The 12492-nt window shown below is 63.0% G+C and carries 12 protein-coding genes; 7 read left to right on the top strand and 5 right to left on the bottom strand.

Features of this window, described 5'->3' with window-relative positions:
* Window positions 1-61 precede the first annotated feature (61 nt).
* On the bottom strand, window positions 62-991 hold the full coding sequence (locus tag HUN39_RS01670; protein WP_175092769.1) for an ABC transporter ATP-binding protein: 930 nt from the start codon (window positions 989-991) through the stop codon (window positions 62-64).
* The gene (locus HUN39_RS01665; protein ID WP_175092768.1) at window positions 988-1977 is read right to left on the bottom strand and encodes an HlyD family secretion protein; all 990 of its coding nucleotides are present in this window, start codon (window positions 1975-1977) and stop codon (window positions 988-990) included. The genes HUN39_RS01670 and HUN39_RS01665 overlap by 4 nt, the downstream gene beginning before the upstream one ends.
* A 174-nt stretch (window positions 1978-2151) precedes the next feature.
* On the opposite strand from HUN39_RS01665, the gene HUN39_RS01660 reads away from it, so the two are divergent.
* Together HUN39_RS01660 and HUN39_RS01655 are read left to right on the top strand one after the other, a co-directional pair.
* Window positions 2152-3828, top strand: a complete 1677-nt coding sequence (locus tag HUN39_RS01660; RefSeq protein ID WP_175092767.1) for an electron transfer flavoprotein-ubiquinone oxidoreductase — start codon at window positions 2152-2154, stop codon at window positions 3826-3828.
* A 92-nt stretch (window positions 3829-3920) separates the two neighbouring features.
* Window positions 3921-4724 carry a YdcF family protein gene (locus HUN39_RS01655; RefSeq protein WP_408631384.1) on the top strand — a complete coding sequence of 268 codons (804 nt, stop codon included), beginning with the start codon at window positions 3921-3923 and terminating at the stop codon, window positions 4722-4724.
* 154 nt (window positions 4725-4878) lie between these two features.
* Here the strand turns inward: HUN39_RS01655 and HUN39_RS01650 are convergent, their stop codons facing one another.
* Entirely contained in the window at window positions 4879-5664 is a 786-nt protein-coding gene (locus HUN39_RS01650) for a response regulator transcription factor (protein ID WP_175092766.1), read from the bottom strand.
* Between the two features lie 791 nt (window positions 5665-6455).
* Here HUN39_RS01650 and HUN39_RS01645 point away from each other — a divergent pair.
* The gene (locus tag HUN39_RS01645; protein ID WP_175092765.1) at window positions 6456-6848 is read left to right on the top strand and encodes a DUF1190 domain-containing protein; all 393 of its coding nucleotides are present in this window, start codon (window positions 6456-6458) and stop codon (window positions 6846-6848) included.
* A 16-nt stretch (window positions 6849-6864) separates the two neighbouring features.
* On the opposite strand, the gene HUN39_RS01640 is transcribed toward HUN39_RS01645, so the two are convergent.
* Window positions 6865-7701 carry a DUF3108 domain-containing protein gene (locus tag HUN39_RS01640; RefSeq protein WP_175092764.1) on the bottom strand — a complete coding sequence of 279 codons (837 nt, stop codon included), beginning with the start codon at window positions 7699-7701 and terminating at the stop codon, window positions 6865-6867.
* A gap of 76 nt (window positions 7702-7777) precedes the next feature.
* On the bottom strand, window positions 7778-8194 hold the full coding sequence (locus tag HUN39_RS01635; protein ID WP_175092763.1) for a hypothetical protein: 417 nt from the start codon (window positions 8192-8194) through the stop codon (window positions 7778-7780).
* 93 nt (window positions 8195-8287) lie between these two features.
* Here HUN39_RS01635 and sseA point away from each other — a divergent pair, with 93 nt between their 5' ends.
* From sseA to HUN39_RS01615, 4 genes are all read left to right on the top strand, one after another.
* A complete protein-coding gene (sseA, locus tag HUN39_RS01630; protein ID WP_175092762.1) occupies window positions 8288-9166 on the top strand; it encodes a 3-mercaptopyruvate sulfurtransferase in 879 nt (292 codons plus the stop codon).
* Between the two features lie 174 nt (window positions 9167-9340).
* The gene (locus HUN39_RS01625; protein ID WP_014890136.1) at window positions 9341-9679 is read left to right on the top strand and encodes a P-II family nitrogen regulator; all 339 of its coding nucleotides are present in this window, start codon (window positions 9341-9343) and stop codon (window positions 9677-9679) included.
* A gap of 109 nt (window positions 9680-9788) precedes the next feature.
* Window positions 9789-11198: a type I glutamate--ammonia ligase gene (gene glnA / locus HUN39_RS01620; protein ID WP_175092761.1), complete on the top strand. Its 1410-nt coding sequence runs from the start codon at window positions 9789-9791 to the stop codon at window positions 11196-11198.
* A 295-nt stretch (window positions 11199-11493) separates the two neighbouring features.
* A complete protein-coding gene (locus HUN39_RS01615) occupies window positions 11494-12465 on the top strand; it encodes a PstS family phosphate ABC transporter substrate-binding protein (protein ID WP_175092760.1) in 972 nt (323 codons plus the stop codon).
* The last annotated feature ends 27 nt before the right edge of the window (window positions 12466-12492 follow it).

The following is a 12492-nucleotide window of genomic DNA, read 5'->3' as shown; positions in this document are numbered from 1 at the left end:
TGCGCGAGCGGGCCGCGGCGCGCCGGACGCGGGACGACGCTCCGCGGGTCTTCCTGCGTGCTCACGGGTCGGCTCCAGCGCGGGTCATCAGATCAATGAACACGTCTTCGAGCGATGGCTCGTCGCGTCTCCAATGATGAAGGCCTTCGGCGCTATAGCGATCCGCGACGCGCTCCATCGCCGCTTCATCGCGGCCGCCGACATGCAGCGCCGAGCCGAAACGCGCAACCATGTCTACGCCGGGTTGACGTTTCAATTCGCTGCTGAGCCGATCGAGGCCTTCGCCTGTCACCACCCAGGTCGAGAGATTCGCGCCGGCGATGATCTCCGGAATCGTGCCCGAAGCGAGCAGCCGCCCATTGGCGATATAGGCGATTCGGTGACAGCGCTCCGCTTCGTCCATGTAGTGCGTCGAAACGAGCACCGTTAAGCCTTGCGTCGCCAGATGATGGATCTCGTCCCAAAAGTCGCGTCGCGCCTTGGGATCGACGCCCGCGGTCGGTTCGTCGAGGAGGAGCAGCGACGGGCCAGGCAAGATGCATGCGCCAAGCGCCAGTCGCTGTTTCCAGCCGCCGGAAAGCTCGCCGGCGAGTTGGTCGGCGCGCGCGACGAGGCCGAGGCGCTCGAGCGCGCCCTGAGCTGCGTTTTCCGGCGCTTCGAGACCGTAAACGCGCGCGACGAACTCCAGATTTTCGCGAATGGTGAGGTCGCGATAAAGCGAAAAGCCCTGCGTCATATAGCCGACATAGCGCTTGATCTCTTCCTGCTGCCGGCGAATGTCGAAGCCAAGACATTCGCCCTCGCCCGAATCGGGCGTCAGCAGGCCGCAGAGCATGCGGATCGTCGTCGTCTTGCCGCTGCCGTTCGGGCCGAGAAAGCCCTGGATGTGGCCGCGCGCCACCTGCAGCGTGAAATTGTCGACGACCTTTTTGGCGCCGAAGGATTTGGTAAGCCCACGCACATCGATCGCGATGTCGCTCTCAGCGCTCACGGCGCCGCTCCCGTCGACTCCGGCGCCGGCCCGATGGCGACCGGCATACCGAGCGGCAATGCGCGCGCCGCGCCTTCGAGCCGCGCTTCGGCCTTAAAAACGAGTTTTGCGCGCTCCTTGTCGCTGAAGATCACGGGGGGCGTGTATTCCTGCCGGCTGGCGATATAGCTGACGCGCCCAAAGAGATCATCGGCGCAGCCGTCGCAGGTGACGCGCATCCGTTCGCCCAGCGAGATCTTCGGCAGCTCCGGCTCGGAAATGAAGAAGCGCACCTTGCGATTCTCCGGCGGCAATAGCGCAACGACCGGCTGACCAGCGTTGACGATCTCGCCGGGGCGGAAAAAAATATCTTGCACGACGCCGTCGGCGGGCGCGACCACGCTCTGGCGCTTGATGCGGATGTTCAGCGCGTCGAGTTGCGCGCGCGCCTGCTTCAGACTGGCTTCAGCGGCTTCAATCTCCTGCGAGCGACTCGCCATGCGCGAAGCCTGAACCTGCCGGCGCGCTTCCTCCACGCTCGCCTCATCGCGCGCTCGGGCCATTTCGGCGCGATCTAGCGCGGCCTTCGCGACGTGACCTTTGGCGTATAGTTTTCGCTGCCGCTCGTAATCAGCGCGGGACAATTCGAGGGCGGCCTCGGCGCGCTCCAGCGCGGCCTGAAGAACGGCGATCTGCTCGGGCCGATTCATCGCCGCCTGCAGATTTTCGACTTGCGCCTCGAGTTGGGCGAGGCGCGCCGACGACTCGTCGCGCACGCGATCGAGAAGCGTCGTCGACATCGTGAACAGCGGATCGCCCTGTTTGACCTGGGCGCCGGCCGAAACCGCGAGGCTCGCGACCCTCTCGGTCTCGTAAGGGCCGATGTAGAGCATCTCTCCTTCGACATAGCCCAGAAAGACATCGGCGGGAGTCGCCGGACGATAGGCGACGCGCCAAACGACGACGGCGAGAAGCGCCAGCGCGATGAAGACCGCGAGACGCTTCATGCGGCGGGGGCGTAGAGCGGGTCGAGCATGGCCGGATTATGCACCTTCCCCGCCGCGCGACGAAACCTTGCCGCGAGGCGCCTCCAACAAAGCCCCTCCAAGGCGAAACTCCTTTTGCCGCGACGGCGGCAAAAAGGCTAGAATGCCTCCAAGAAAAGGCAAAAGGGATTGAAAATGGCTGAAGATACGGAGCTGCCGCCACGCGAATCTATGGAATATGACGTGGTCGTGGTCGGCGCGGGCCCGGCCGGCCTCGCCGCGGCGATTCGCTTGAAGCAAGTTGCGCCGGATCTCTCCGTCGTGGTCATCGAGAAAGGCTCCGAGCCCGGCGCGCATATTCTCTCCGGCGCGGTCATTGATCCGATCGGTCTCGACCGGCTTCTGCCCGAGTGGCGCACGCGCGACGACGCGCCGCTGAAGACGAAAGTGCATGAGGACCATTTCCTGTTGCTGTCGGAAAAAGCCAGCATTCGCATTCCTAATATTTTGATGCCGCGGCTGATGAACAATCACGGCAATTTCATCGGCTCGCTCGGCAATGTCGTGCGCTTTCTCGCCTCGGAAGCGGAAAACCTTGGCGTCGAGATCTATCCCGGATTCGCCGGCGCCGAAGTTCTTTACGGCGACAAGGGCGAAGTCGTCGGCGTCGCGACCGGCGACATGGGCGTGGGACGCGACGGCAAACCCAAGGACAGCTTCACCCGCGGGATGGAGCTCAAAGGCAAATATACGATCTTCGCCGAAGGCGCGCGCGGTTCGCTCACCAAGCAGTTGCTGGCCAAATACGACCTTTGCGCAAACAGCGAGCCGCAGAAATTCGGCATCGGCTTCAAGGAGCTTTGGCGCATTCCGAAGGAGAAACACAAGGATGGACTTGTGCAGCATTCCTTCGGCTGGCCGCTTGCGGCCGACACCGGCGGCGGCTCTTTCCTCTATCATTTCGACGACGATCTCGTGTCGATCGGTTTCGTCGTGCATCTCAACTATTCAAATCCGACGCTCTCTCCCTTCGACGAGTTTCAGCGCTTCAAGACGCATCCGATGATCGCGCCCACCCTCGAAGGCGGCGAACGTCTTTCCTATGGTGCGCGCGCGCTGACGGAAGGCGGGTGGCAGAGCGTGCCAAAGCTCGTCATGCCGGGCGGCGCGCTGGTCGGCTGCGCCGCGGGCTTCATGAACGTGCCGCGCATCAAAGGGTCCCACAACGCCATTGTCTCGGGCATTCTGTGCGCCGAGCATATCGCGGCGGCGATCGGCGAAGGCCGCGCGCATGACGCGGTCGACGCCTATGACGCCGCCTGGCGGGCCTCCGAGATCGGCCGCGATTTAAAGCCGGTGCGCAACGTCAAGCCGCTCTGGTCGAAATACGGCACCTATGTCGGCGCGCCACTCTTTGGCCTCGACATGTGGATGAACGAACTTTTCGGCTTTTCCTTCTTCGGCACGCTCAAGCACGGCAAGGCCGATTACGAGACCTTAAAGCCGCTCTCGGAAGTCACGCCGATCGTCTATCCCAAACGCGCCAGCGAGCTCGCCTTCGACAAGCTGTCGTCGGTGTTCGTCTCGAACACCAATCACGAGGAGGATCAGCCGGTTCATCTGAAGCTTGCCGATCCCGCGATTCCGATCGCGCGCAATCTCCCGATCTACGGCGAGCCCGCGCGACTCTATTGCCCGGCGGGCGTCTATGAGGTGGTCTATGCCGATGAGACGACGCGCCGTGATCCGCGCTTTGTGATCAACGCGCAGAATTGCGTTCACTGCAAAACCTGCGACATCAAGGACCCGGCGCAAAATATCACCTGGGTTCCGCCGGAGGGCGGCGGCGGACCGAACTATCCGAATATGTGATTGGTCGCAGCGAAGGCGCCATTGCGCGCGAAGCGAAGCCGTCCGCAATACCTTCGCTTCCGCCGCTTTGCGCGCGATGACGCGCCGGAAAGATGCATGAACCGATGTTCTTCATCGTCTCGAAAAGCTTCGCGTTCGTTCTGGCGCCGGTCCATTTTTTCATTTTCCTCGCCGTCATCGGCGCAACGCTGCTGTTCACGCGCTGGAAAACTTGGGGACGCGCGCTCTCGACCGTAAGCGCGCTCGCCTTGCTGCTGATGGCCTTCGGACCGCTCGGCGGTCTCCTTGCGGGTCCGCTCGAGGCGCGTTTTCCTCCGCCGCCCGACGATATGCCGGCGCCCGACGGCATCATCGTGCTCGGCGGAACGATCGACGAGCGGCTGAGCGCCAGCCGCGATCGTCCGACGCTGGTCGATGCCGCCGAGCGCCTGACCGCGCCGATCGCGCTCAAACGCAAATATCCCAATGCGCGTCTCGTCTTTACCGGCGGCTCCGCCGCGCCGCAGGCTTCGCCCTACTCTGAAGCCGACGCGGTGCAGCGCTTCTGGCGTGAGATCGGACTCGATCAGGGCGACGTTCTTTATGAGCGTCGCTCGCGCAATAGTTACGAGAACGCCGTCTTCACGCACGAACTGCTTCGCCCCAAGCCTGGCGCGCGTTGGCTGCTCGTCACCTCGGCGATTCACATGCCACGCGCCGTCGGCGTGTTCCGTCAGGCGGGCTTCGACGTGATCGCTTATCCGGTCGACTATCGCACCAGCGGCGACTCTGGGCTCGAATTCCCGCGTTTCGCGACGAAAGCGCTCGGACTTGTGGAATTCGCCGCGCATGAGTGGGCGGGACTGGTCGCCTATCGGCTGACCGGAAAAAGCGACGCGCTGTTTCCCGCGCCTTAGTCCGGCCATTGCCCATAGAGGGCGCCGCCCATGCGCGCCTAGAGCGCGGCTCGCGAAAAAGTGGAAACCGGTTTTTCGCGTTGAGCGCGCTCTGAACTTTTGGAATCGATCAATTTATCTGCATTTTGGCGATTCCGACCAAATGCAGCGTGATCTAGTCCGAACGGTGCCGTCTTCCGCGCGACGCGCCCGCCGGCTCCATGCTGCGCCCGCCGGCCCCGCCTGGATATGCGCCGTGCTTCATCTCCAGGAAGAGCGCGATCGCCTGCGCCCGATTGCGCACATCGAGCTTTTCGAAAAGATTGCGCAGATGGAATTTGATCGTGTTGATCGAGACGCCGAAATCCTTGGCGAGCTGACTGTTGGTGTGGCCGGAGCCGAGCGCCGATAACAGGCTCCGCTCCCGTAGGGTTAGATTTTCCAGCGGGTCGCTCCGCATCTTGCGGATGTCGACGAAGGGAAACACCATGTCGCCCGCCGCCACCGCGGCCAACACATCCAGAAGCCGCTCCGGCGGCGCGCGCTTGGAGACGAAGCCTGCGCCGCCAAGCTGCAGAGTTTCGGCCGGCGCGGCTGGATCATTGGTGCCGCTGTAGACGACGATCTTCGGCGCCGCGACTTGCCGCGACAGCGCGCGCAAGACGTCGCGGGCGTGCAGCGTCGGCAATTGCCAGCCGATGACGGCGATAGTGAATTTCTGCTGACGCGCCGCTTCGAGAAATTCTTCGCCGTCCGTCAGCTTCGCTACAAGGGTGAACCGGCGGTCGTCCGACAGCAGCTTGTCCAGCCCCGCGAGGATCAGCGGGCTCTTATCGGCAATGGCGACGTCGATGCGATCCGCCTCCGCCGTCGCGCGGACGCCGTCGGCGCCATTGGGCCGAGCGGCGCGCGCGCCGTCCCTGTGGTCATTCGCGGCCCTGATCGAAGAGGTAGGAGCCATTCAGCCTCCGCCGCCGCGCGAAGCGCAGCGTATTGGTCGAGATCGCCCCGCACTGGCCTAGGACGCACCCCAATCCTGGAGCCCGGCGGGTCCGGCGCGCCCTGCCCGTTAGAGGTGGGGCGTACGTCACAATACCGCAGGCTCCCACGGATGCAAGCCTCTTTGCGCGCGCCGAACGCGGGCGAGCAGACAAACAAAAACGGCGCGCTGGCCTAAGGCCAGCGCGCCGCGTTTTGAATGCTGAAGCTTGTTTTAGTCGCTGAACACCCAGCGGGCGGCGAAATACGCGGCCGCGCCGATGACGATGATCGCGATCATGCCGACCGGGGTCGCTGCATAGCTCGTCAGTTCAAGAATAGCGCCCATAGTTTCCTCCTTTTGTCACACACACTGCCGGTTTCGCCACAAGCCGAGATTCAGGCTGCAATCCGCGACCGCGGCGTTGCTTTCTTCGTCGAATTGGTCAAGTGGAAAGCATGGCTGACGTCGGCCCGCCTCGGTTTTGGTTCAACGTCGACCTCACCTAGGCGGGAACGCGTCTGCATCGCTTATTCGGCCCTAGCCGCGTCCGGAGAGCTATAATGCTCGCAGCTCTCGGCCGCGGTTCCGAAATGCGGTGGTTTCGGAGTATTGCAGACGCAAAGCGCTGTCAAGCGACCGACAGGGCCGCCGCTGCGCTGCATCGCCGCATCAAAGCTCGTACAAGGGCTCAGTTTGCGCTTGCCGCCGCTGCGCGCCGACGACTATCTATCGGAGCGCGGCAACAGTCCATCTCGCGAGCGTGAAGTCCGATGTTCAAGTTTTTCATCATCGCTGTCGCTGTCGCGGCCGCTGGATTTTCAGCCTACTACGCGTTCCGACGCTCGCCCGTCTGTTCAGCCGACGGCAAATATATGGCGACGCAAAGCGACTGCGAGGCCTGGGGCTTCAACCCCGACGTCTGTAGGCAGGCGATCGAGAAGGCGCGCGCCGTCGTGGCGCGGGCGGCGCCAAAAAGCGAAACGATGTTTCAGTGCGAGGTGCGCTTCTCGGATTGCTTCGAGGCGCAGGACGGAGGCTTTTCGCCGCGCCCGTCATTCTGTCTGCGCCCGAATAAGGGCTCCGACCCTCTGGAAGTCAGATATCTCGAATATGAGTCCGACCGCATGAACCGGAAAAAGACCAAGGAAGTTCGCGTCGAGTGAAATCGGCCGAAGCCGGTCAGCGCCTGAAATCGGCGCGGCGCTGCTCGATCTGGAACTCCGACGCGTCGATGACGAGCTTGCCGGCGGCGGTGCCGATCGCAATGTGAATCGGCACCACGACGCGCGCTTCGGGAAGCGGCGCGAGCCAAACGCTGATGTCGTGATTGTTCGCCATATAGCGTGTCGCGGAGCTGTCGGGGCGATGCCCGGCGATCGGGGTGTAACGCGCCGAACATACGGTGACGGGGCCGGCGTAACCTCGCGTTTGCGCCGTGTGATCGCCGGCATAGGCGAGCTCCACGTCGAAACGCGTCACGCCGTCAAAAACGGAAATGGTTCGGTTGCACGCCGAAGGACCCGTGAGCTCCTCTCCAGGCGGCACGCGCATGATCAGCGCGCTGACCGGATCCACGATGTGGCGCTTGGCCCTTTCCGTCACGGGGACGCGCGCTTCGGCGTCCCAAGGCGCGGGCCTCACCTCCACCGCGCGCACCGCGTTGCCGGCGAGCGACATGCGCACCGTACGCGTCTCCTCGCTGTTTGATGTGGTGTTGGCGTAATTTGCCGGCGACGGACCGCCGGCGGTCAGGCCGCCGCTCGCGCTGGCGGCGCCCTTGGCGTTGTTGATGAGATTGGCGAGCCCTGTCGTCCGCATCGAGATATCAACGCGGTAATTCTGCGCGTCGACGATGCCGGAAGCGGATGCGCTGCCGATGGAGAGCCCCATGAGACTCAAGGCGTAATGCGCCCTGAGCATCTCCGCGGCGGCGGGCGCGCAGAGCGCTACCGACATCGCTGCGGCGGCGCAGCCGCCGCGCGCCGCAAGGCAAGAAAGCCGGGCGGCCGCTCTCATGGCCTCGAAGCGTCGCTCGGCGCAGACAATTCCTCGGAATTCTCGGTCGAATTCTTGGCGCGCGCGGCTCTGAGGCTCAGGCCCATTCTTGCCACCGTCCGTCGTCGAAAATGCGCCATGCCCGCAACCCCGCCTTTGCGACGACGAGCCGTCCCGCCTTCGCCTCGGCGACAAGATGCTTGAATACGAGAGGATTGCGCCAGGAAAACGGCTTTTCCGGGTCGCAGACCGCGTGGTATTCGTCGCTGTCCGGGTCATCCATCAGCAGCGTGCCGACCTTGTCGGGTCGCAGTTGCGAGGAAAAGCTGCGCTCGTCTTTCCATCGGCAGTAGTAGTCGCGACACACGTCCGGACGCGTGTCATAAACGCCGCAGCCGCCCGTCAGCACGCAATGCTCGCAGAGCTTGCCCGCCGGCTTCTTGAATTCGTCAATTTCAAGAACCTTGCAGCAGAAGAAGCAGGAGCCGCAGGCCTTGCCTGGAATGTCGAGCATGTCGGTCAAGCGCCAATGGCGTGAGAATCGAATCGGCGTATTGTGAACGCCGGACCGCCGGATGCAAGCAGCGTCGGGCGCAGCGAGCGGACGATGTCGCATAGAATTGATCCCGAAAAGCTCTTCGTCACCACGGCGTGGCTCGCAGAGCGTCTCGACGCGCCGGATCTCGTTGTCCTGGACGCGTCGTGGCACATGCCGGTGACTGGCCGCGACGCTCGCGCCGAGTTCCTTGCGGGGCATGTTCCCGGCGCGCAGTTCTTCGATATAGACGCGATCGCCGATCCGTCCACCGACTTGCCGCATATGCTGCCCAAGCCCGAAGTCTTCGCGGCGGAGATGCGCCGGCTCGGATATGGAGACGGAATGCAGGCCGTCGTGTACGACAGCGTCGGCATATTTTCAGCGCCGCGTCTCTGGTGGACGCTTACCGTCTTCGGCGCGGAACGCGTCTCGATCCTCGCGGGCGGCCTTCCTGCGTGGCAGGGCGAAGGCCGCCCGCTCGAACAGGGCGAGGCGCGCAAGAGAGCGCCGGCGGTTTTTACGCCCCGTTTCGACGCGAGCCTGGTCGCCGACGCGCAGGCGGTGCGGCGCGCGCTTGATCTCGGCGGGCCGCAGGTGGTCGACGCGCGCGGCGCGGAGCGTTTCCACGGATGGGCGCCTGAGCCGCGCCCGGGCCTGCGCTCCGGCCACATGCCCGGCGCGCTGAACCTTCCATTCGGCGATGTCCTCGAAGGCGGAAAGCTAAAGGACAAGCCCGGGCTCGAAGCGGCCTTTGCCTCGGCGGGCGTCAATCCCGACGCGCCGGTCATCGCCACCTGCGGCTCCGGGCTCACGGCTTGCCTCATCAGCCTCGCGCTCGCGGCGGCGGGGCGTCCGCCGGCCACGGTGTATGACGGCTCCTGGTCGGAATGGGGCGCCCGGGAAGACCTGCCTGCCATCGTCGACGAGCCAACAGAGCCTATAAGTTAGGCTTATGGCCTAAAATAAGTGCATACTGTGTGTTTAATAGGCGACAGACTTGGGTTGGCGCCGGAACTTTGGCCATGGCGCGACTAGGGCGGCAATGTTAGAAGCTCGGCGGCTCTTCAGCAGAGCCAAAGTCGCTAGCGGGCCGGGGCTTAAGCTAAGCGCGCGGGGGATTTGATGAAAAAGGTCGAGGCGATCATTAAGCCGTTCAAGCTCGATGAAGTGAAGGAAGCGCTGCAGGCGGCGGGCCTCCAGGGGATTACGGTCACCGAGGCGAAGGGTTTTGGCCGTCAAAAAGGGCACACGGAACTCTATCGCGGCGCCGAATATGTCGTTGATTTCCTACCGAAAGTTAAAATCGAGATCGTTCTTGCGGACGACGCCGTGGAGCGCGCCGTCGAGGCGATACGCACGGCGGCGCAAACCGGCCGAATCGGCGATGGCAAGATTTTTGTTTCCAACGTCGAAGGCGCGATCCGAATTCGCACCGGCGAGACCGGCGCGGACGCCATCTAGCACTGAGCCCCCGCCCATGAGCTTTCTCGCCAACATCTTCAGACGTTCCGCCGCGCCCAACGCGAAAACAACTAAACAGCAAGATCAGCAAAGAGAGGCATCGAACCACATGACAACGGCCAAGGACGTTCTTAAGCAGATCAAGGATAACGACGTTAAATACGTCGATTTCCGGTTTACCGACCCGCGCGGCAAGTGGCAGCATGTGACGTTCGACGTTTCCATTGTCGATGAAGAAGCTTTGACCGAAGGCATCATGTTCGACGGCTCGTCGATCGCCGGCTGGAAAGCGATCAATGAATCGGACATGACGCTCCTTCCGGATCTGAATTCCATCGCCGTGGACCCGTTCTTCGCGGCGTCGACGCTCTCCGTCGTCTGCGACGTCGTAGAGCCCTCGACGGGCCAGCCCTACAACCGCGACCCGCGCGGCGTGGCCAAGAAGGCGATGGAGCATCTGAAATCGACTGGCGTCGGCGACACGGCTTTTTTCGGTCCCGAGGCCGAATTCTTCGTCTTTGACGACGTGCGCTTTTCGACCGAGCCCTACGATACGGGCTTCACGCTCGATTCGACCGAGCTGCCCTCCAATAGCGGCACGGCCTATGAAGGCGGCAATCTCGGCCACCGCGTGCGCACCAAAGGCGGCTACTTCCCGGTGCCGCCGGTCGACGCCGGACAGGACATGCGCAGCGAGATGCTCGCCGCCATGTCAGCCATGGGCGTCAAGGTCGAGAAGCACCATCACGAAGTCGCCTCGGCCCAGCACGAACTCGGTCTGAAGTTCGAGACGCTCGTCACGGTCGCCGACCACCTGCAGATCTATAAGTATGCGATCCATCAGGTGGCGCATTCCTACGGCAAGTCGGCGACCTTCATGCCGAAGCCGGTGTTTGGCGACAACGGTTCGGGCATGCACGTCCATCAGTCGATCTGGAAGGACGGCAAGCCGGTCTTCGCAGGCGACAAATACGCCGGCCTCTCTCAGGAGTGCCTGTGGTACATCGGCGGCATCATCAAGCATGCGAAGTCGCTGAACGCCTTCACCAACCCGTCGACCAACTCGTATAAGCGTCTGGTTCCGGGCTATGAGGCGCCAGTGCTGCTCGCTTATTCGTCACGCAACCGCTCGGCGTCGTGCCGCATCCCCTTCAGCTCCAGCCCGAAGGCGAAGCGCGTCGAGGTTCGTTTCCCCGATCCGACGGCGAATCCCTATCTGGCCTTCGCCGCCATGCTGATGGCGGGCCTCGACGGCATCGCCAATAAGATTGATCCGGGCGGACCGGCCGACAAGGATCTCTACGATCTCCCGCCGGAAGAATTGAAGGCCATCCCGACGGTGTGCGGCAGCCTGCGCGAAGCGCTCGCGAATCTCAAAGCCGACCATGCCTATCTGACGGCCGGCGGCGTCTTCAACGAGGACTTCATCAACTCCTACATCGACCTCAAGATGCAGGACGTGATGCGCTTCGAAATGACGCCGCATCCGGTCGAATTCGACATGTATTACAGCTACTGACGAACAGACGCGGCGGCGCCTTCGCGCAGCGGCCGCATCACGTCAAACCGGAAGGCGACGCCTCGCCTTCCGGTTTTTTTTTGCGCTTTTTCTTGAGCTGCACGCTGCGCGGCCGCGCCGTCGCATTGGCGTCATGCGCCTGTCATTTCGCCGAGCGAAATTGCGGCGAAAGCAAGAACGACTCACTGAAATCCGCCTAGAGGACGATCCCCCGGCCGTTCCACGTCGATCGCGCGCTTGCCGCGGCGAGGTGGTTTCGGCCGCAATGATTGATGCAACGGAGAAAAGCAAAGCCATGAAACTGCGAGCCCTCTCCGCCGCCGTCGCGGCTTTCGTGGTTGTGGCCGCCGGCGCTGTTGCGCTCGATTTGGAGCTCTCCCCCTACAAGGTCGTCAACGGACTGTCGGGAAAATTGAGGTCGATCGGCTCGGACACGATGCATCACGAAATGGAGCTCTGGGCCGAAGGGTTTCAGTCGATCTACCCGAATGTGTCGATCGAACTTGTCGGCAAGGGCTCGAACACGGCGCCGCCGGCGCTCCTCTCGGGAGAAGCGCAACTCGGTCCAATGTCGCGTCAAATGACGCCGGACGAGATCGCCGCCTTCCAAGCGAAATTCGGCTACAAGCCAACGGCGGTTCTGGTCGCGATCGACGCTCTCGCGATTTATGTCCATAAGGACAATCCGCTCCAGTGCATCAGCATGGAGCAGATGGAACGGGTTTTTGCGGCCGATCCGAAAAGCGGCGGCGGAAAAAGCATCCGCACCTGGGGCGAACTTGGTTTGACCGGCGAGTGGGCGGCCAAGCCGATCGCCATGTACAGCCGCAACACCCTTTCCGGCACTTACAAGCTCTTCAAACAGCATGTCTTGAGCGGCGCCGATTTCAAGGACGACATCAAGATGCAGGTCGGATCCGAAGCCGTCGTGAGCGCCGTCGGCGCCGACAAGTCTGCGATCGGCTATTCAGGCATCGGCTATAGGACGGACGCAGTGCGCGCCGTTCCCGTGACTGCCGGCAAGGGCTGCTACGACTCCTCCTTCGACAATACCTATTCGCGCAAATATCCGCTGGCGCGAGGCCTCTACGTCTATCTGCTGAAGGATCCCAAAAAGCCGATCGACGCGCTGAGCGGCGAGTTCGTCACATATGTGCTTTCGAGAGATGGCCAGACCCAGGCGAAAAAAGGCGGCTATTATCCGATCACCCGCAACATTCGCGAGCACGAGCTGACGCGGCTCGGCCTACTCGCATCGTCGAGGTGAACCGCGACAGGTGAGACCGGTCTCCGT

This window comes from Methylocystis silviterrae (assembly GCF_013350005.1).
Classification (GTDB): domain Bacteria; phylum Pseudomonadota; class Alphaproteobacteria; order Rhizobiales; family Beijerinckiaceae; genus Methylocystis; species Methylocystis silviterrae.
The sequence above is the reverse complement of the archived record's forward strand: the minus strand, read 5'-3'. Positions and strand labels throughout refer to the sequence as shown.